General features: G+C 60.9%; 5 protein-coding genes. 3 read left to right on the forward strand and 2 right to left on the reverse strand.

Annotated elements, in window-relative coordinates:
- Positions 1-84 precede the first annotated feature (84 nt).
- Complete coding sequence (gene cybB / locus WM95_RS11945) at positions 85-615, forward strand: cytochrome b561 (RefSeq protein ID WP_047174298.1); 531 nt, start codon at positions 85-87, stop codon at positions 613-615.
- A gap of 44 nt (positions 616-659) precedes the next feature.
- Here cybB and WM95_RS11950 read toward each other — a convergent pair whose 3' ends face one another.
- Both WM95_RS11950 and WM95_RS11955 read right to left on the reverse strand, forming a co-directional pair.
- Positions 660-1,727, reverse strand: coding sequence for an oxidoreductase (locus tag WM95_RS11950; protein ID WP_045354897.1), 1,068 nt, complete (start codon positions 1,725-1,727; stop codon positions 660-662).
- Between the two features lie 13 nt (positions 1,728-1,740).
- Positions 1,741-2,484: a DeoR/GlpR family DNA-binding transcription regulator gene (locus WM95_RS11955; RefSeq protein ID WP_045399145.1), complete on the reverse strand. Its 744-nt coding sequence runs from the start codon at positions 2,482-2,484 to the stop codon at positions 1,741-1,743.
- Positions 2,485-3,223: 739 nt separating this feature from the next.
- Here WM95_RS11955 and WM95_RS11960 point away from each other — a divergent pair.
- Together WM95_RS11960 and WM95_RS11965 are read left to right on the forward strand one after the other, a co-directional pair.
- Positions 3,224-4,561, forward strand: coding sequence for a TolC family outer membrane protein (locus WM95_RS11960; protein WP_023311645.1), 1,338 nt, complete (start codon positions 3,224-3,226; stop codon positions 4,559-4,561).
- A 121-nt stretch (positions 4,562-4,682) separates the two neighbouring features.
- Positions 4,683-22,688 carry an Ig-like domain-containing protein gene (locus WM95_RS11965; RefSeq protein WP_088544784.1) on the forward strand — a complete coding sequence of 6,002 codons (18,006 nt, stop codon included), beginning with the start codon at positions 4,683-4,685 and terminating at the stop codon, positions 22,686-22,688.
- Positions 22,689-22,836 lie beyond the last annotated feature (148 nt).

Here is a 22,836-nt window from a genome sequence, read left to right on the forward strand (position 1 = left end):
TGAAAAACCATACAGAAAAGTTAATGAATTTTTAAGGAAAGGAGATTATGTTGGCGCGATAACTGTTTTTAATCGGGAAATCACATGCGCACTAAATATACAAGCCTGCAAATCGGCATCCACTGGCTGGTGTTTCTGTTAATCATCGTCGCCTACTGCGCCATGGAACTCAAAGGTTTCTTCCCGCGCACCGCGCGTCCAGCGATCAATATGATCCACGTCTCGTGCGGTATCAGTATCCTGGTGCTGATGGTGACGCGTCTGCTGGTTCGCCTGAAATTCCGCGCGCCGCCGATTCAGCCGAAGCCAAAAGCGATGGTGACGGGGATGTCCCATCTTGGCCACCTGGTGGTGTATCTGCTGTTTATTGCGCTGCCGCTGATTGGCATTGTGATGATGTATAACCGGGGCAGCGACTGGTTTGCTTTCGGCCTGGCGATGCCGCATGCGGCGGAGTCCAATTTCGACCTGGTTGATATGCTGAAAGAGTGGCACGAGACGCTGGCGAACCTGGGCTATTTTGTGATTGGCCTGCACGCGGCGGCGGCGCTGATGCATCACTATTTCTGGAAAGATAATACCCTCCTGCGCATGATGCCGAAAAAGCGTTCGTAGTCTTTAACGCTTGCCGGGTGGCGCAGCGCCACCCGGCTTATTTTTTAACCCAGCAGCGCACGCTCTTCAGCAGTTAACGCCAGCGGCTGCGTTGACCCCGTCTCCGAGGACTTCACCGCCGCTTCCAGCACGGCCATGACCGCCAGTGCTTCAACAGGGTGGACAGGATTGGTGATTTTCCCGAGCAGCGCATCACGTACGTTGACGTAATACTGGCGCTGATCGCCTTTCGGGGTAGGGATCGTCTGCGGTGCGCCGTCGGCACCAAAGAACACCATGCTGTCGCCGTCTTCGCCCCAGGTTTCACTGCCGGGGATCACCCCTGCGAGCAGCTGCGCTTCCTGCTGGTCGATTCTGGCTTTCACCACGCTGCCCTTGTCCCCGTGGGCGGTAAAGCGTGCCGTACCGCCAGCAACCAGCATGCTGGCGTGCAGAATGACCTTATGCTCCGGGTAGTTTAAGACCACGTGCGCCCAGTCGTTAATTTCTGCGCCGTCGCGCAGCGTCGCGATATTCCCCTGAACCGACTCCGGCAGGCCAAAGAGCTGTAGCGTCTGGTCAATCAGGTGAGGGCCCAGATCAAACCACAGACCGCTCCCGGGGACGTTCTGCTCGCGCCAGCGCACGCGCACTTCCGGGCGGAAGCGGTCAATGTGCGATTCCAGGTGTTTAACCTTGCCGAGCGTACCTTGTTCAATAATCTGCTTAATGCCGAGGAAATCGCTGTCCCAGCGGCGGTTGTGGAAGACGGAGAGCAGCAGCTGCTTTTCATCCGCCAGCGCAATCAGGTCGCGGGCTTCCTGCATGTCGAGGGTAAAAGGCTTATCCACAACCACGTGTTTCCCCGAGTTCAGGGCCAGCGTCGCCAGCGGGGCGTGGGTGGCGTTGGGGGAGGCAATCACCACCAGATCGATATCAGGATGCTGAATGGCCTCTTCCGGTGTCGCCACTACCTGTACGTCCGGCAGATCGCGTTTAACTTTCTCTTCATCACGAGAAGAGACCACGGCCAGCTTAATCCCGTCCACCGACTGGATCAGCGGAGCATGGAAGGTTTTACCGACAAATCCATACCCGATCAGCGCAATGTTGATTGTTTGAACTTTACTCATGACCTTCTCCACGTTAATTCGCGCACACCGTAACCTGCAGTGCGCTATGGTCCCCAAGCTCAGGCCAGGGACGATCTAAAAAGAGTTGTTGGATGCGGGATAACCCGGACACCAGGTACGGCTCGCAGCGGTTAATTTTCAGGTGGTCGGCGACAATCCAGTGCGCGTGGCTTGCGTCCAGCATCGCGCGTTTAACCTCGGCATCCGCTTCTTTACCGGCGCTCAACCCGAGCTCGGCATGAATGGCGCATGCCCCAAGAATGGCGATATCTGCCCGATACCGGGACAGCAAAGACAGCGTGGCGCTGCCCGCAAACAGTCGCTGCTTGTGGTCCCATTTCCCGCCGAGCAGGATCAGCTCAATATCTTCCCGGTCGCTAAAATGCTGGGCGATATCCAGTGAGGGAGTAATAACGGTGAGCGGACCCTGAAGAAAGGTGGCGACGGCCATCACCGTGCTTCCGGCATCCAGAAACAGGGTGGAGCCTGGTGGAACCTGCTGTGCGACCTGTTTACCCAGGCGCTGTTTGGTCTCCGGCAGCAGCGTGTTGCGGCCCTGACGGTTCATGGCGGAGAGGTTGAGCGCGATGGCTCCGCCGTGGTTCTTCTGTGCAAGGCCCTGGTTTTCCAGATCGGTCAGATCCCGACGGATAGTATCCGCTGAAACCTGAAGTTTTTCGGCCAGTTCAGTGATGCTGGCCTGGCCTTGCTCGCTGAGAATATCCAGGACATAGCGTTGACGAGCGGTTTTGTGCATCGGGGTACATTCCTGCAAAATGGCGCAATAGTTTGCATAATACAGCATTTTGACGCAGAGAGAAGGGGATTGTGGCCATGACGATGTGCAGCGGCGTGATGATTCACATAGGTGATTATTGAAATTTTATTAAGCAGGTATAAGGAAGCCGTTTTGAATGTTAATCACAATGTTATTGTTATGTTTTATTTAACGATTTGGTTTATACAACCAGTGTACTGCCACTGTGTAGGTTTAAATGCTGTGTAATTAAAATTATGCAGGCTTTTGTTGCTTTAATTAGTTTTTTAAAGGCGTTTAATTTTAAATATATCCCATAAGCTACGTAAATTGACACTTCTTTGAAAATCTTTGTGTCTGACCCGCGCTGAAATTAACGCAAAAATGTGCATATTACGAATTAAGAATTTTCCTTAAATAACAGTGGTTTTATATGTTTCATTTGAAACTCCATTTTCAGAGTTTTGTCCAGAAACCCCATGTTTTTTCTTATCTGTAACACCGCGTTAACATTGTGGGTGTAGTGGGGTATACCGCATTTTGTTATGCTGCTAACCAGTTTAAGAAATAAGTAAATTCTTAATTGAAATAAGACGCAGGCAGATCTCATCTCCAATGGACATGGGTATGGGGAGTATTACCTAAAATTCGGAGAGGAAACCAAAGAAGATATTTGTCTAATTATCTGTACCTCTTTTTGGGTATTTGCATGAGTATCACTCAGAGTCAGGGAGATAAAATGACGATATTGAGAAATTCTATGTTACTTCGATATACCGCCGCGATGGCACTATTTTCGATAGCCATAAATACTGCCTGCGCCAATAGTGGGCAGGTGGGTATTGCCCCCGTTTCAACAACAACCTTAAAAGAAAGTATTCTTTTTGCTATCGATCGCGATCCGTCAATTAGCCAGCAGGCCGCACAATTAGGTATTGGCCAGGCACAAATAGATGAAGCGCGCAGCGGCTGGATGCCGCAAATATCGTTGAACGGGAGTACAGGGCACAGCCAGACCACCGATTCCAGCGGGTCGCTGAAGAATTCAGCCGCCTGGGGGCTGAGCCTGACGCAGTTGCTGTACGATTTTGGCAAGACCAATAACAGCATCAGCCAGTCCTCCGCCCAGCGCGATAGCTACCGCTACCAGCTGATGGGCACGCTTTCGGACGTGGCGGAAAAAACGGCGCTGAGCTACGTAGAGGTCAAGCGCTATTCCGATCTGCTGCAGGCGGCAATAGATAACGTGCAGGCGCTCAAAAACGTCGAACAGCTGGCAAAGCTGCGCGCAGACGCGGGCGTGAGTTCCACCTCCGATGAGCTTCAGACCCGCACGCGCATTGCCGGCATGCAGGCGACGGTCGCGCAGTATCACGCCGCCTTAAACAGCGCGCGCGCCAGGCTTGCGGTATTAACCGGGATGCAGGCAGAGGCCTATTCGCCGGTGCCCGCGAATCTTGCCGTGGAGCCGGACTCGCTCAACCGCATCGATTATTCCCTGATACCGGCAGTGATGGCCGCGCAAAACATGGAACGCTCGGCTCAGTATGGCGTGGAAACGGCGAAGTCCCAGCACTGGCCTACGCTAAGCCTGAAGGGGGGGCGCACCCGTTATGAATCGGACAACCGTTCCTACTGGGACGACCAGATACAGCTCAATATCGACGCGCCGCTGTATCAGGGGGGCGCGGTTTCTGCTCGCGTTCGGCAGGCGGAAGGCGCGCGGGCCATGGCCTCCTCTCAGGTCGATCAGGCGCGTTTCGATGTCCTGCAAAAAGCTTCCGTCGCGCAGGCTGACTGGACCGGCGCACGGGGACGAATGGAGGCGGGGAAGCAACAGCTGGAAAATGCTCTGCGGGCCCGCGATGTTTATAAAAATGAATACACCCTGAGCAAGCGGAGCATTAACGATCTGCTCAGCGTTGAGCAGGATGTCTGGCAGGCCACATCTGCGAAAATAATCGCTGAGTATGACGGCTGGAGTTCGGCAATTAATTATGCTTCCGCGGTTGATAATTTAATGCCGCTTATTGGAATAGAGAAAAACGCTGCCGCAAAATTACCCGACTTAAGTTAATAAAAGACGCGCAGTGTTGCGCAAAGTAAGACTGAAAATAATGGGTGTTTTTTCCCAGGGATAGCTACATCCGTCTGGTGGACATATCCACAGGAATCCGTACACCTGCAAGGAGAAGAATATGAGTAACATAAAAGTTGTTGATGTCATCATTCGCAAAACGGCGGAGAAAACTAAATTAACCGGCGAAGGAAATTTGTCGGTCTCTATTTCATCGCCGAGCGTGATTGAAATCCAGGGCTCTGCTCAGGATGTGGCGCGCTATGTCCGCCAGGGTAAAGACCTCCTCATTTATATGAAAGATGGCAGCGTTATTCGCTGCAATAACTATTTCGCAGAAGATCCAGAAACGCATAATCAGTCAGAGCTGGTGTTCAACGACCGTCAGGAACTGACGCATATTTCTTTTGCCGATGCCGGGGAAGCGTCAGGCGCTGCGGTGACTGAATTAACCGCGCAGGCCACACCGATTAGCAGCATTCAACCTTTCCTCGAGCAGGAAAGCGTTTTAAGCGACGCGCCGTGGGGCTGGATTGCGGGAGCGGCGTTAGGCGGCGGTGCCATCGGGGCTCTGCTGGCAAACGGCGGTGACGGCGAAACTAAAACAAAAGTCATTGATAATACGAAAGAAGTTGAAAGCGCCACGCCGACCTTCTTGCTGTCGGATAAAGCGGGTGACAAGCAGGGCGTGCTGAGCGCAAACGAGATCACGGACGACAGCACTCCAACCTTTAGCGGTACCGGCCAGCCGGGCGCGACCATCCAGATCAAAGACAGCAGCGGCAGCACCATTGCCAGCACCATGGTCGGTACAGACGGCACGTGGACGGTAATATTACCGACCCAGACGGACGGGGAGCACACCTGGTCGGTCGTGCAGATCGACGGCAGTAAAACCACCTCTGCGGGCAGTATCACCGTGACGGTCTCTACCGCCGATGCCGCCATTACGCTGGCCACCACGGCGGGCGATAACGTGCTGAACGCCAGCGAGCAATCTGCGGGCTTTACGCTTTCCGGTGCCAGCAAAAACCTGGCGCAGGGTACCGAACTCACCGTGACGCTGAACGGCAAAACCTACGCGGCTGAAGTCGGGGCAGACGGCGCGTGGAGCGTTAACGTGCCTGCGGCGGACGCGCAGGCGCTGGGCGACGGTACCTGGACGGTTAACGTGAGCGGAAAAGACGCGGCGGGTAACACCGTCAGCGGAAGCCAGACGATTGGCGTGGATACCACCGCGCCAACCCTCTCTGTCGATACCCTCGCGCAGGACAACATCATTAATGCGGCTGAGCACAACCAGCCGCTGACCCTGACCGGTAAAACGAATGCGGAAGCCGGTCAGATCGTCACGGTCACCCTGAACGGTAAAAACTATAACGCCACGGTGGGCAGCGACGGCACCTGGTCCGTCACGCTTGATGTGAACGACGTGCAGGCGCTCAATGAGGGTAATCACACCCTGACGGTTAACGTGAGCGACAAAGCGGGCAACGGCTCGTCCGTGACGGCAGATTTCACGGTGGATACCGCCGCGCCGGTCGTCACCATACATACCGTGGCGGGCGACGATATCCTCAATATCAGCGAGCAGGGCCAGGCGCACATTATTTCTGGCCAGGCGAGCGGTGCCGCCGCGGGCGATGTGGTCACCGTGACCCTTGGCGGCCAGACCTTCACCGGCGTGGTGCTGGCGGACGGCAGCTGGAGCGTGGGCGTTCCGGCGTCCGTGCTGGGCGCGCTGGGTGAAGGTAACCACACGCTTTCGGTTTCCGTCACTGACGCGGCAGGCAACACCGGCAGCGCCACGCATGGCATTACCCTGAGCGGACACCCGCCAGAATTTACGATTGACGCCATCAGCCAGGATAACGTCCTGAATGCCCAGGAGGCGATGCAGCCGCTGAGCCTGACCGGTACCAGCAATCTGCCGGACGGCACTGCCGTCACCGTGACGCTGAACAACGTCAGCTATCAGGCAACCGTCGAAAACGGTATCTGGGCGGTCCAGGTGCCGGTTTCCGACGTTCTGAATCTGGCGAACACGCTTTATACCGTCAGCGTCAGCGGGACCGACAGCGTGGGGAACAGCGGTTCTGCCGAAGCGAATCTGCTGGTGGATACCGTTCTTCCGCAGGTCATTATCAATACGTTTGCGGGCGACAACCTGGTCAATAACGCCGAAGCGGGCGTCGATCAAACCCTCAGCGGTCGCGTTACCGGCGCGGCGGCGGGCGATACCGTCTCCATCACCGCAGGCGGCAAGAGCTACACCGCAACGGTTGGCAGCGATCTGACCTGGAGCGTGAAAATCCCGTCAGCGGATCTTCAGGCGTTCGGCGACGGAGATTTAACCTTCACCGCGTCCGTCACCAATGGGCACGGCAATACCGGCACCGGCGAGCGTGATATCAATATCAACGCGGAGCTGCCGGGACTGCGCGTGAACACTATTTCCGGCGATGACGTGATCAACGCCATTGAACAGCAGCAGGATCTGAGCGTCACCGGCTCCAGCACCCATCTGGCCGCGGGCACGCAGATTATTGTTACCATCAACAGCGTAGAGTACGTCACCGCGGTTAACGCCAGCGGCAGCTGGCAGATCGGCGTTCCGGCGGCGGACCTGCAGGCCTGGACGGCGGGCGGCATGACGGTTAGCGTCAGCGCGGTAGATGCCTGGGGCAATCCGGTTGCGGCTGAACACCCGATTGAACTCGATCTGAACGCCGTGGCGGTCACCATTGATACCGTCTCCGGCGATGACCTGCTGAATGCGGCAGAAAAAGGCAGTGATTTAACCCTTTCCGGCCAGACGCAGGGCGTGGAGGCGGGGCAGACCGTGGTGGTGAAATTCGCCGATCAGACCTTCACCGCGCAGGTGCAGCAGGATGGCTCCTGGAGCCTGACCGTACCCGCCAGCGCCATGGAAAGCCTGATCGACGGGCGCGCGCAGGTGAGCGTCAGCGTCACTAACGTCAGCGGCAACAGCGCCGACGCCGCGCGCGTGGTCACTGTGGATACGCAGCCTCCGGCGATTACGCTCGATAACCTGACCGCCGACAACATCATCAACGCGGCTGAAGCGCAGCAGGATTTAGCCTTAAGCGGTACCAGCACTGCGGAAGCGGGCCAGACGGTCACCGTGACGCTGAACGGCAAAACGTATCAGACCACGGTCCAGACGGACGGTACCTGGCAGCTGAGCGTCCCGGCGGCTGATGTCGGTGCCCTGACGGACGGCATTGTGACCGTGACGGCCACCGTGAGCGACGTGGCGGGCAACGCCAGCAGCGCGGACCGCGTGGGTCTGGTGGACGCAACCGTACCGCAGGTGACCATTAACGACTTTGTCACCGACACCAACACCGTTAACCAGCTCGCCCATTCACAGGCGCAGATCCTGAGCGGCTCCGTCACCGGTGCGGCGGCGGGCGATCTGGTCACCATCACCATTAACAGCGTCGACTACACCACCGTGGTGGATGCGGCCGGGAACTGGAGCCTTGGCCTGCCGGCGTCCGTCGTGCAGGGGCTGACTGACGGCACCTGGACAATCGACGTTTCCGTGACCGACAGGTCCGGTAATACCGGAAGCAGTTCGCTGGATGTGGTGGTGAATACCGTGACGCCTGTCATCGGTATCAACACGCTGGCGGCGGACGACGTGATCAACGCGACCGAGAAGGGCGAAGATCTGCTTCTCTCCGGCACCAGCAACCAGCCGGAAGGCACGACCATTACGGTGATCCTGAACGGCATTCACTACACCGCAACCGCTGACGCCAGCGGAAACTGGAGCGTGACCGTACCGGCCTCGGCCGTAAGCGCGCTGGGAGAAGCCCATTACACCGTGACGGCGAGCGTCACGGATAGCGTAGGCAACAGCGCCTCAACCTCGCACGATGTGCTGGTGGACAGCTCGCTGCCGGTGGTAACGATCGACACCCTGGCGGGCGACAATATCGTTAACGCAGCGGAAGTAGCGGCAGGGCAAACCCTGACCGGTAAGGTGACGAACGCGGCGGCAGGTGACACTGTCACTATTATCCTTGGCGGCCAGACGTACACGGCTACCGTGCAGGACGATCTGACCTGGAGCCTGCCGTTAAGCGAGAGCCAGTTAACCGCGCTCGGCAACGGCGATCTCACCGTATCCGCCAGCGTGACCAACGCGCACGGCAATACCGGCTCTTCTTCTCACGACTTCACCATCGACGCCCAGCTCCCGGGACTGCGTATTGATACCGTGGCGGGTGACGACGTGATCAACGTGATTGAACACGCTCAGAACCTGATTGTGTCCGGTACCAGCACCGATCTGGCGGCGGGCAGCACCGTGACCGTGACCATCAACGGCAAAACCTATTCTGCAACGGTACTGGCGGACGGCACCTGGCAGACGGCGGTACCGGCGGCCGATGTCTCCCAGTGGGCGGACGGTTCGCTGGATATCAAGGCAGGCGCGCAGGATGCCTCCGGCAACCCGGTAACCATCGGCACCGTTGTGGACGTCGATCTCGCGCCTGTTGCCATCACCATCAGCAGCGTGACCGACGATAACGTGCTCAACGCGGCGGAAAAAGGCCAGGATCTGCTGCTTTCCGGCACCACCTCCAACGTGGAAGCGGGCCAGACCGTGACCATTACCTTTGCGGGTAAAACCTATACCACGACGGTGGATGCCAGCGGCGACTGGACCTGGACCGTTCCGGCAGCCGATTTGAGCGGCCTGAAGGACGGCGACGCCAGCGTGCAGGTAACCGTCACCAACGTGAACGGCAACGCGGCGTCTTCGGCGCAGGAATTCAGCGTCGATACCACCGCGCCGACGGTGACCATCAACACCATCAGCAATGACAATATGCTGAACGCGGCAGAGGCGGCGCAGGATCTGACCCTGAGCGGCACCTCTACTGCCGAAGCGGGCCAGACGGTCACCGTGACCTTCAACGGCAATCAGTACACCGCGCAGGTGCAGGCGGACGGCAGCTGGACGCTCGACGTTCCGGCGGCGGATATGGCAGGCATCGCCGACGGCAGCGCGGCGGTCACGGCGACGGTGTCCGATAAGGCAGGCAACCCGGCCAGCGCGGGCTCCTCGGTGCTGGTCGACACCACCGTACCGCAGATTAGCTTCAACATCGTCGCGGGCGACGACGTCGTGAATATTGCCGAGCACGGCCAGGCGCTGATCGTCTCCGGCAAGGTCACGGGCGCGCAGGCGGGCGACGTGATTACCGTGACCCTGAACGGCAAAGACTACACCGCCATGCTGGACGCGTCCGGCAGCTGGAGCGTGGGCGTTCCGGCGGCGGACGTGGGCGCGCTGGTTAACGGCGAGCAGACGATCTCCGCGACCCTCACCGATAAAGCCGGTAACAGCACCAGCGCGACGCACGAGTTTGACGTCTCCCTGACCGCGCCGGTGATTGCCATCAATACCCTGGCGGCTGACGACGTGATCAACGCGACCGAGAAAGGCCAGGATCTGCTGGTGTCCGGCACCAGCAACCAGCCGGACGGAACCACCATTACGGTGACCCTGAACGGTATCAGCTATACGGCCACCACCGACGCCAGCGGCAGCTGGAGCATCACCGTTCCGGCGGCAAACGTCTCCGCGCTGGGCGAAGCGAGCTACGTGGTGACGGCGAGCGTAACCGACGCGGCGGGCAACAGTGCGAGCACCGGCCACAGCGTGCTGGTCGACAGCGCGCTGCCGCAGGTCACCATCAACCCTGTCGCCATGGACGATGTCATTAACGCAGCGGAAGTGGCTGCCGGGCAGACTCTGAGCGGGAAAGTGAGCGGCGCGGCGAGCGGTGACACTGTCACGATTTCAATCGGCGGCAATACCTGGACCGCGACGGTTCAGGACGATCTGAGCTGGTCGGTCAACGTGCCGTCCACGGTCTTAACCGCCATCGGGAACGGCGATCTGACCGTGTCAGCCAGCGTCACCAACGGCCACGGCAACACCGGAACCGGCGAGCGCGAAATCGTTATAGACGCTAACCTGCCTGGCCTGCGCGTCGATACCGTGGCGGGCGACGATGTGATCAACAGCATTGAGCATGCTCAGAACCTGATTATTACCGGCTCCAGCGAAGGCCTGGCAACGGGCGCGGCGTTAACGGTGACCGTCAACGGCAAAACCTACGCCGCAACCGTGCTGGCGGACGGCACCTGGACGGCGGCCATTCCGGCGGCAGACGTCAGCGCGCTGAATGCGGGCACGGTCACCGTGACCGTGGAAGGCCAGAGCGCGGCGGGCAATCCTGTTTCCATCAGCCATGACGTGAAGGTGGATCTGGCGGCAGTCGCCATCAGCATTGACCCGATTGCCTCGGACGACGTAATCAACGCGGCTGAGAAAGGCGCGGACCTGGTGCTGTCCGGCTCTACCTCCAACGTGGAAGAAAACCAGACCGTCACCATCACCTTCGGCGGCAAATCGTACACCGCGACGGTCGATGCCAGCGGCAACTGGACGGCGACCGTACCGTCTGCCGATTTGGGCAGCCTGAAAGACGGCGATGCCAGCGTGCAGGTGAGCGTCACCAACGTGAACGGCAACAGCGCGTCGGCAGGCCGCGAGTACAGCGTGGACGCCACCGCGCCGACGGTGTCTATTGAAATTGTAAGCGACAACAACATCATCAATGCGGCCGAAGCGCAGCAGGATCTGGTTATTGACGGCGTGACCAACGCCGAAGCGGGCCAGACCGTCACCGTGACGCTGAACGGCGTGGACTACACCACCACCGTGCAGGCAAACGGCAGCTGGAGCGTGACCGTGCCGACCGCGGATCTGAGCGGCATTACCGACGGCAACTACACCATCAGCGCCGCCGTGTCTGATAAGGCGGGCAACCCGGCCTCTGCGGATCGCGACGTGCTGGTCGATACCACCGTCCCGCAGCTGACCATCCACACCGTTTCCGACGACGACGTGATCAACAGCGCCGAGCATGCGCAGGCACTGATTGTCACGGGTTCCGTGACCGGTGCGGCGGCGGGCGACGTGGTCACCGTCACGCTCAACGGCAAATCGTACACCGCCACTCTGGACGCCTCAGGCAACTGGAGCGTGGGCGTGCCTGCGGCGGACGTTACCGCGCTGGCCGCCGGAGATTACACCATTACAGCGGCGCTGACCGATAAAGCGGGCAACAGCAACAGCGCCACGCACGGCGTAGAGGTGAATCTGACCGCGCCGGTGCTGACCATTGACACCGTTTCCGGTGACGATGTGATCAACAACGCCGAGAAAACCCAGGATCTGACTATATCCGGTACGGCTTCCGGCCTGGCGGCAGGCGCGGTGGTGACCGTGATGCTGAACGGCAAAGCGTACAGCGCGCAGGTGGACAATAACGGAAAATGGACGACTACCGTTCCGGCGAACGAGGTCGGTCAGCTGGGCGAGGCGCTTTATACCGTCACCGCCTCAGCAACGGACAGCGTCGGCAACAATACCAGCACGTCGCACACCGTGAACGTGGAATCCGTTCTGCCGGGCGTGATCGTCAACACCATTGCGGGTGACGACGTCATTAACGCGGCGGAGCTGGCAGCCGGCCAGACCATCAGCGGTAAAGTGGTGAATGCCGAAGCGGGCAACACCGTGACCGTGACCATTGGCGGTAACAGCTACACCGCAACGGTGCAGAGCGATCTCACCTGGTCCGTGAACGTGCCGTCCGACGTGTTGACCGCGCTGGGCAACGGTGATTTGACCGTGTCGGCCAGCGTCACGAACGGCGTGGGCAATAGCGGAACGGGCGAGCGCGAAATCGTGATAGACGCTAACCTGCCGGGCCTGCGCGTGGATACCGTGGCGGGTGACGACGTGATCAACAGCATCGAACACGGGCAGAACCTGATTATCACCGGTACCAGCGACGGGCTGGCGGCGGGCGCGGCGCTGACCGTGACCGTCAACGGCAAAACCTATCCGGCGACCGTGCTGGCGGACGGCACCTGGAGCGCGGCGATCCCTGCGGCGGACGTCGGCGCACTGAGTGCAGGCACGGCTACCGTGACCGTTGCGGGCCAGAGCAGCGCCGGTAACCCGGTCTCCATCAGCCACGATGTGACGGTGGATCTGGCGAGCGTTGCCATCAGCATTGACGCCATCGCCACCGATGACGTGATTAACGCGGCTGAGAAGGGCGCGGATCTGCTGCTCTCGGGGGCGACCTCGAACGTTGAGGAAAACCAGACCGTCACCATCACCTTCGGCGGCAAGAGCTACACCGCGACGGTAGACGCCGACGGCAAATGGACCGCCACGGTGCCAGCGGCCGATCTGGCGGGTCTGAAAGACGGCGACGCCAGCGTGCAGGTGAGCGTCACCAACGTTAACGGCAACAGCGCCTCGGCGGGCCGCGAGTACAGCGTGGATGCAACCGCGCCGTCCGTGACCATCAATACCCTGGCGACCGACGATATTCTGAACGCCGCAGAAGCGAAGAGCGATCTGACCGTATCCGGCACCACCACCGCCGAAGCGGGCCAGACGGTTACCGTATCGCTGAACGGCAAAGACTACACCACAGCCGTCAGCGCAGACGGCAGCTGGACGCTGAACGTCCCGGCGGCCGATCTGGCAGGATTCACCGACGGCAGCGTGATCGTCACCGCATCGGTAAACGATAAAGCGGGTAACCCGGCGTCGGTGGATCACAATCTGGCGGTAGATATCACCGCGCCTGCGGTGACCATCAATACCGTGGCGGGCGACGATGTTATTAACATCGCAGAACACGGCCAGGCGCAGATCATCAGCGGCACCGCCACCGGCGCGGCAGCGGGCGATAAGGTGACCGTCACCATCGGCGGCCAGACCTACACCACCGTGCTGGATGCCGCGGGGAACTGGAGCGTGGGCGTACCGGCGAGCGTGATTTCCGGCCTCAGCGACGGCACCGTAACCGTCACGGCGTCCGTCACCGACGCGGCGGGCAACACCGGTACCGGCACGCATAACGTGACCGTTGATACCGGCCTGCCATCGGTGGCCTTCAACGCCATCAGCGATGACAACGTCCTGAACGCGGTAGAAAAAGGTCAGGATCTGAGCGTCAGCGGCACCAGCGCCAACCTGGCGGAAGGCACCGTGGTGACCGTGACCCTCAACGGTAAAAACTACACGGCCACAACCGCAGCAGACGGCACCTGGAGCCTGACGGTTCCGGCAGCGGATCTGGCCGGTCTCGGCCAGGCCAACTATACCCTGAACGCGACCGCCACCAACGGCGTAGGCAACAGCGTGAGCAACACCGCGAACCTGCTGGTGGACACCGCGCTGCCAACCGTCACCATCAATACCGTGGCGGGCGATAACGTCATCAACGCCGCGGAAGTGGCGGCAGGCCAGACCCTGAGCGGCACCGTGGCGAACGCCGAAGCGGGCAATACCGTCACCGTCACCCTTGGCGGCAACAGCTACACCGCAACGGTGCAGAACGATCTGACCTGGTCCGTGAACGTGCCGTCCGACGTGCTGACCGCGCTGGGCAACGGCAGCCTGAGCGTGACGGCGACCGTCACCAACGGCCACGGCAACACCGGCACCGGCGAGCGCGAGATCGCTATCGACGCTAACCTCCCGGGCCTGCGCGTCGACACCGTCGCGGGTGATGACGTGATCAACACCATCGAGCACAGGCAGAACCTGATCGTCACCGGTTCCAGCGACGGGCTGGCGGCGGGCACGGCGCTGACCGTCACCGTCAACGGTAAAGACTATGCGGCCACGGTGCTGGCGGACGGCACCTGGAGCGCGGCGATCCCGTCCACCGACGTGAGCGCGTGGCCGGAAGGGACCGTCAAAATCAGCGTGACCGGCGACAGCTCTGCGGGCAATCCGATCACCATCAGTCACGACGTGACGGTGGATCTGGCGACCGTTGCCATCAGCATCAACGCCATCGCCACCGACGACGTAATTAACGCGGCGGAGAAGGGCGCGGATCTGGTGCTGTCCGGTGCGACCACCAACGTGGAAGCCGGGCAGACCGTGACCATCAGCCTGAACGGCAAAATTTATAGCGCGACAGTAGACGACAGCGGCAACTGGACTTACACCGTGCCGTCTGCGGATCTGGTACACCTCAAGGACGGCGACGCCAGCGTGCAGGTGAGCGTCACCAACGTCAACGGCAACAGCGCCTCGGCGGGCCGCGAGTACAGCGTGGATGCGACCGCGCCGTCCGTGACCATCAACACCCTTGCGGCTGACGATATTCTGAACGCCGCAGAAGCGCAGTCCGATCTGACCGTATCCGGCACCACCACCGCCGAAGCGGGCCAGACCGTGACCGTGACGCTGAACGGCAAAGACTACACCACAGCCGCAGGCGCGGACGGCAGCTGGACGCTGAGCGTTCCTGCGGCGGATCTGGCATCGCTCGGCGACGGCAGCGTCACCGTGACGGCGAGCGTCAGCGACAAGGCGGGCAACCCGGCGTCGGTCGATCATACTCTGACGGTGGACGTGACCGTTCCTGCGGTGACGATCAACACCGTGGCGGGCGATGACGTGATTAACATCGCTGAGCACGCTCAGGCGCATATCGTCAGCGGCACCGCCACCGGCGCGGCAGCGGGCGATAAGGTCACCGTGACCATCGGCGGCCAGACCTACACCACCGTGCTGGATGCCGCGGGGAACTGGAGCGTGGGCGTACCGGCCAGCGTGATTTCCGGCCTCAGCGACGGCACCGTGACCGTCACGGCGTCAGTCACCGACGCGGCGGGCAACACCGGCACCGGCACGCATAACGTGACCGTTGATACCGGCCTGCCGTCCGTGGCGTTCAACGCCATCAGCGGCGACAACGTGCTGAACGCGGTGGAAAAAGGTCAGGATCTGAGCGTCAGCGGCACCAGCGCCAACCTCGCGGAAGGCACCGTGGTGACCGTGATCCTGAACGGCAAAAACTACGCGGCCACGACGGCGGCAGACGGCACCTGGAGCCTGACCGTTCCGGCGGCGGACCTGGCGGGTCTGGGCGAAGCCAACTACACACTGAGCGCGACTGCGACCAACGGCGTGGGCAACAGCGTCAGCAATACGGCGAACCTGCTGGTCGACACCGCGCTGCCGACCGTCACCATCAATACCGTGGCGGGCGATAACGTCATCAACGCGGCGGAAGTGGCCGCAGGCCAGACCATCAGCGGTAAGGTAGCGAACGCGGAAGCGGGCAACACGGTAACCGTGACCATCGGCGGCAACGGCTACACCGCAACGGTTCAGAGCGATCTCACCTGGTCCGTGAACGTGCCGGAATCCGTCCTGACGGCGCTGGGCAACGGCGATTTGACCGTGTCAGCATCCGTCACCAACGGTCACGGCAACACCGGCGCGGGCGAGCGCGAAATCGTGATAGACGCCAGCCTGCCGGGTCTGCGCATTGATACCGTGGCGGGCGACGATGTGATCAACAGCATTGAGCACGGGCAGAACCTGATCGTTACCGGCTCCAGCGACGGGCTGGCGGCAGGCACCACGCTCACCGTGACCGTCAACGGCAAAACCTATGCGGCCTCCGTGCTGGCAGACGGCACCTGGAGCGCGGCGATCCCGGCGGCGGACGTCGGGGCCCTGGCAGCAGGCACGGTCACCGTGACCGCTGCAGGCCAGAGCGCGGCGGGCAACCCGGTGAGCATCAGCCACGATGTCACCGTCGATCTGTCAGCAGTGGCTATCAGCATCGATGCGATTGCCACCGACGACGTGATTAACGCGGCGGAGAAAGGCGCGGATCTGGTGCTGTCCGGCAGCACCTCGAACGTGGAGGAAAACCAGACCGTTACCATCACCTTCGGCGGCAAGACTTACACCGCGAAGGTGGATGCTGACGGTAACTGGACGGCCACCGTGCCGTCTGCGGATCTCGCGGGCCTTAAAGACGGCGATGCCAGCGTGCAGGTGAGCGTCACCAACGCGCACGGCAACAGCGCCTCGGCGGGCCGGGAGTACAGCGTGGACGCCACCGCGCCAACCGTGACCATCGATACGGTCGCAGGCGATAACGTGATTAACGCCAGCGAAGCGGCTGCGGGCGTGGCCATTTCCGGCACCACCACGGCGGAAGTCGGTCAGACGGTCACCGTGACGCTGGGCGGTAAGAGCTATACCGCGCAGGTGCAGCAGGGCGGCGTCTGGAGCGTGAACGTGCCGGGCACAGACCTGTCCGCACTGGCGGATAACGGCTACTCCGTGCAGGTCAGCGTGAGCGACGCCGCGGGTAACCCGGGCAGCGCGGGCAAAGCGATTACGCTTGATACCACGCCGCCGACCGTCAGCTTTAACGACGTCGCGGGCGATAACGTCATTAACAGCGTGGAGCACGGGCAGGCGCAGATCGTCAGCGGCACCGCAACCGGCGCGAGCGTCGGCGATAAGCTGGTCATCACCATCGGTTCGAACCAGTACACCACCACCGTTGACGCTAGCGGTAACTGGATCGTGGGCGTGCCGGCCAGCGTGATTTCCGCGCTGAACGACGGCACCGTGACCCTCAGCGCGACGATTACCGACAGCGCGGGCAACAGCAGCACCCAGACCCACGATGTGGTAGTGAACACCGCCTCCGTGGCGCTGACCATCAACACCGTTAGCGGAGATGACGTCATTAACGCGGCTGAAGCCGGTTCGTCCCTGGTGATTAACGGCTCCAGCGCCCAGTTCGCCAGCGGTACGCAGGTCACCGTGACGCTGAACGGCAAGAGCTATACGGCCACCATCCAGAGCGACGGCAGCTGGACGACCACCGTTCCGGCCGCCGACGTGGGCGCGCTGGCCGATGGCGCGAGCTATCAGGTGTCCGTTTCGGCGCAGGACAGCGCGGGCAACAGCGCGTCGGCGACGCACGGCATCAGCGTGGATACTACTGCGCCGGTCGTGAGCATTGCGACGCTGTCGGCTGACGATATGCTGAACGCGGCAGAAGCGCAGCAGCCGCTGACCGTGCGCGGCTCTTCCAGCGCGGAGGCGGGTCAGACCGTCACCGTGACGCTGGGCGGCAAATCCTACACTGCAACCGTGGCAAACGACGGCACCTGGACGCTCGACGTGCCGGCGGCAGACCTGGCCGCCCTGAGCCAGGGCGCGCTGACGGTCACCGCCTCGGTCAACGATAAAGCGGGTAATAACGGCCAGACCACGCACACCTTAACGGTAGACACCGTCGCGCCAACCGTGACCATCAGCACCGTGGCCGATGACGATATCGTCAACAACGCGGAGCAGCTGGCGGGCCAGACCATCAGCGGCACCACCACGGCGGAACAGGGCCAGACGGTGACCGTCTCCTTCAACGGGCACAGCTATCAGGCGACCGTCGGCGCGGACGGATCCTGGTCGGTCTTCGTGCCGGGCCGTGATTTCCTCGGCCTGAGCGACGGGGATTACACCATCACCGCTTCGGTGAGCGATAAGGCGGGTAACCCGGGCAGCGCAACGCACGACGTGACGCTGAACGGCGATGTCCCAACCATCACCATCAACACCTTTGCGCAGGACGATATCGTTAACGCCGCCGAGCACGGTACGCCGCTGGTCGTCAGCGGTACCACCGACGCCCCGGCGGGCCAGACGGTGACCATTACGCTGAACGGCAAAACCTACACGGCGACCGTCCAGAATGACGGCACCTGGAGCTATACGGTCGGCAGCGCAGACGTGACCGCGCTGGCGGACGGCGGTTCGTACGTGATTAACGCACAGGTCAGCAACACCATCGGCAACAGCGGCAGCGATAACCACACCGTCACCGTGGATCTCACCGCGCCGTCGATGGGCATCAGCATTGACTCGCTGCAAAACGACACCGGCCTGAGCGCGAGTGATTTCATCACCAACGATGCTCAGGTGGTGGTCAACGGCTCGCTGACCGCGCAGCTCGGCAATAACGAGAAGGCGCAGATCAGCCTCGACGGCGGCACCACCTGGATTGACCTGACCGTGACCGGCACCACCTGGCGCTACACCGATGGCCGCACCCTGACGGACGGTACGTATCAGTACCAGGTGCGCGTGATCGATAACGCGGGCAACGTGGGGGCGACGGACAGCCAGGACGTGGTGATTGACCTGACCATGCCTGTAGCAACGACGATTACGGTTGATTCCATCACCCAGGATACGGGTCTGTCCGGCAGCGACTTTATCACCAGCGACAACCAGATCAGCCTGAAAGGGACGCTCGGCGCGGCGCTGGGCAGCGGCGACCACGCGCAGATCAGCCTCGACGGCGGCGTTACCTGGATAGACGTCAGCGTCAGCGGCCTGAGCTGGACCTATGTCGATGGCCGCACGCTGGCCGACGGGGATTATAACTACCAGCTGCGCGTGATTGACGACGCGGGCAATATCAGCGCCACCGCCAGCCAGGTAGTGACCATTGATACGGTTGCGCCGGACGCCAGCAAAACCATCGCCATCGACAGCATCAGCGACGATACCGGCCTGAGCAGCAGCGACTTTGTCACTAACGATACGTCCCTGACGCTGCACGGCTCGCTCGGCGCAACGCTGGCCGACGGCGAATATGCCCAGATCAGCATCGACGGCGGCGTCACCTGGCAGAACGTGATCGTCACCGGCAACAGCTGGTACTACGTCGATAGCCGCACGCTGGGTAACCAGACCTATGATTACTACGTTCGCGTGGTGGATGCGGCGGGCAACGTGGGGGCCAGCGCCCATCAGCAGGTGACCGTCGATACGGTCGCCCCGGATGCGGCGATTACGGTGACCGTGGATAACATCACCGTGGATACCGGCTTCGACAATAACGACTTCCTGACCAGTTCGACCTCGTACACGCTGCACGGAACGCTCGGCGCAGAGCCTGGCGCGGGTGAATTCGTGCAGGTGAGCATGGACGGCGGCAGCACCTGGGTGTACGCCACCGTCAGCGGTACGCAGTGGAGCTACAGCGACACCCGTACCCTGACCGACGGCAGCCATAACTATCAGGTGCGGGTTGTTGACCAGGCGGGGAACGTCGGGGCAACCACCTCGCAGGCGGTGACGGTGGATACGCAGGCGCCGCAGTACGGCGTCACCATCGACAGCATCAGCGAAGATACCGGCCAGTCCGGGAGTGATTTCATCACCATGGACACCACGCTGACCATCAACGGTTCGCTGGGCAGCGCGCTGGCAAACGACGAGCGCGTGCAGATCAGCCTGGACGGCGGGAACACCTGGCTCGATACCACGGTCACCAACCAGCGCTGGAGCTACACCGATACCCGCGATCTGCCTGACGGGGACTACACCTACCAGGTGCGGATTATCGACCAGGCGGGCAACGTCGGCTCCACCGCCTCTCAGGTGGTGACGGTAGACACCACGCCGCCATCGACGGTAGGCACGGTAGTGAGCTATACCGACGGCGAAGGCGAGCGTCAGGGCACCTTTGGCAGTGCGGTGGCAACGGACGATAACTCGCCGCTGATCAACGGTACGCTTAACCGCGCCCCGGACGACGGTGAAATTGTGCAGCTCTATCGTGACGGGGTCCTGCTCGGCCAGGTGACCATGAACGGCAGCGCAAGCTGGTCCTTCCAGGACAACGGCCTCAGCGACGGCAACCACACCTACATTGTGCGCGTCACCGACAGGGCCGGTAACTACACGGAATCGGACGGCTTTGTGCTGAACGTCGATACCAGCATCCCGACCACCACGGCGGCGATTACCGCGCAGACCACGTCGGACACCACGCCGATTGTCAGCGGTACCGTCTCCGCTGACCTGGTGAACGGTGAATACCTGGTGGTTACGGTGAACGGAAAAACCTACACCTCCCAGACCGGCGGCGCGGTGGTGGTCGATCCGGATCACAACACCTGGTATCTGCAGATCCCGGACGGCGATGCGCTGAGCGTGTCGAGCTACAGCGTGACGGCGCAGGTGAAGAGCAGCGCGGGTAACGGCAATACCACCGGTACGGCGACCGGCAGCCTGGTGATTGATACCACCTCGGTGAATACCGACTGGGCAACCACGGCGGGGAACAGCAACAACTCCACCATGACCCTCGGTATGAACAGCAGCGGTCTGTGGAACATCATTGCTAACGGCCAGTCATACTCCAGCAGCGATAGCTCGACCTATGCCGGAAATGCGCTGACCAACACCCGCGGCTACTACGTGGTGAGCCAGACCGCCGCCGACTTTGACCGTAACGGCACGCAGGATATCTTCGCGACGGAAAATACCTACGCCGGGTCAACGCAGGTGATGTGGACCTATGATGGCAGCACCTATAACGCCAGCCAGCTGGCGATGGGCACCACCATCTGGTACGGCGGCGTGATTGCCTACGATAAAACCGGGGATGGCTATCTGGATCTGGCGTACGGCGATGCCGGTATGGACTCATTGACCTACCTGGTGAACAACAATGGCGTTCTGTCGCCGGACGGCACCGGCGGGGAAGGCGGGTTCTACGGTCAGTTCGATTCCGGGCGCGAAATTTCCGGGGTTGACCTGAACAACGACGGCACGGTGGATATTGTTCAGCACACCAACCGCAGCGGCGCGTACTCGTTAACCGTGATCAACAACAACGGTAACGGCACGCTCTCTATCGGTCAGAACCTGACCAACGTGTTTGTGGTCAACGCCTCGAATACCACCACGGCGGCGTCCATGACGTGGGCGGACTTCAACGGCGATGGCTACATGGATCTGTACCTGGGCAGCAGCTACAACAACAACGGCGGGGTGATTTACTACAACGACGGTACCGGGAAGCTCTCTGCCACCAAGAGCGCGGTGGAAGCCTCTAACGCCACGGCAGGCTATCTGTCGGTGGCGGTGGACTGGAACGGCGACGGGCAGATGGACATCATCAAGCTCAGCACCTACGGCGGCTCGCAGACGGCGACCCTGTTCACCAACAGCGGCTACGGTTCCACCTGGACCTCCAGCCAGCTGGCGTCCGGTATTGCCTACGCGACCGGCGTGGCGGCGGTGGACTACAACTGGGACGGCGCGCAGGATCTGCTGGTCTCTCAGCAGAACGGCAAGGTGGTGCTGGTGCAAAACAGCAAAACCATTGCTGACGGCACCGCGATGCACCTGCACATTGTCGACAGCGAGGGCATCAACGCCTACTACGGCAACACGGTCAATCTGTACAACGCCGCGGGCGTGCTGGTGGCCTCGCAGATCATCAACGCCCAGTCCGGTATCGGGTCGAACGATACCTCTGCGCTGGTGAGCTTCTACGGTCTGGATCCGAATGAAACCTATTCGGCCGAGATCCTGAAGATCACCAACGGCGTGTCGGATAACGTCACCTGGAGCGGTCTGGAGGCGGGCAACGGCAAAGAGGGCTACGTCCTGACGGCCGAAGCCGCCACCGGCGGCCACAGCGGGACCATCACCGGGACCGGGTATAACGACACCTTTATCGCAGAGGACGGCACCTATACCTACAACGGCTCCGGCGGCTGGAATACCCACTCCGACTACGACACCTGGAGCAACACCGGCGGGATGGACGTGGTGGATTACCGCAACGCGACCTCCGGCGTTAACGTTGATTTGCGCCTCTCAACCGCGCAGAACACCGGGTTCGGTACCACGCGACTGTTGAACATTGAAGGCATCAACGGCTCGGATTACGACGACGTTATTACCGGCAACAGCGGTGATAACCAGTTCGAAGGGCGCGGCGGAAACGACACCTTCAACATCGGCAGCGGTGGTCACGATACGTTGCTCTACAAGCTGATCAACGCCTCGGATGCGACGGGCGGTAACGGTCACGACGTGGTGAACGGCTTTACGGTCGGCACCTGGGAAGGGACCGCGGACACGGATCGTATTGACCTGCGCGATCTGCTCTCCGGCAGCGGCTATACGGGCACGGGCTCGGCGAGCTACGTGAACGGCGTCGCCACGCTGGACAGCAGCGCGGGCAATATCAGCGATTACATCCGCGTGGTGCAAAACGGCAGCAATACCGAGATCCAGGTTGACCTGGACGGTACCGGCGGTCAGTTCTCGCCAACCACCCTGGTGACGCTGAACGGCGTGCAGACGGATCTGGCAACGCTGCTGGCGAACCATCAGCTGTTAATTGCGTAAAACAACGCCGCGGGGAGCGATCCTCGCGGCCTTTTGCGTTTCTTTACATGAATAGCGATAACCCTATATTTCACAAGATTATTTTGCGGGCTCGTTTAGAGAGTGTTCGATTTTTAATCATTCCGTAAAGGTATCATTTCAGTGCGAA

Origin of the sequence: Enterobacter cloacae complex sp. ECNIH7 (genome assembly GCF_002208095.1) — a bacterium.
In the GTDB taxonomy this organism is placed as follows: domain Bacteria; phylum Pseudomonadota; class Gammaproteobacteria; order Enterobacterales; family Enterobacteriaceae; genus Enterobacter; species Enterobacter cloacae_M.

Bases quoted from the DNA above. Each gene is read 5' to 3' on its own strand.
- WM95_RS11950 (WP_045354897.1), bottom strand. From the start codon at position 1,727: ATGAGTAAAGTTCAAACAATCAACATTGCGCTGATCGGGTATGGATTT.
- WM95_RS11960 (WP_023311645.1), top strand. From the start codon at position 3,224: ATGACGATATTGAGAAATTCTATGTTACTTCGATATACCGCCGCGATG.
- cybB (WP_047174298.1), top strand. From the start codon at position 85: ATGCGCACTAAATATACAAGCCTGCAAATCGGCATCCACTGGCTGGTG.
- WM95_RS11965 (WP_088544784.1), top strand. From the start codon at position 4,683: ATGAGTAACATAAAAGTTGTTGATGTCATCATTCGCAAAACGGCGGAG.
- WM95_RS11955 (WP_045399145.1), bottom strand. From the start codon at position 2,484: ATGCACAAAACCGCTCGTCAACGCTATGTCCTGGATATTCTCAGCGAG.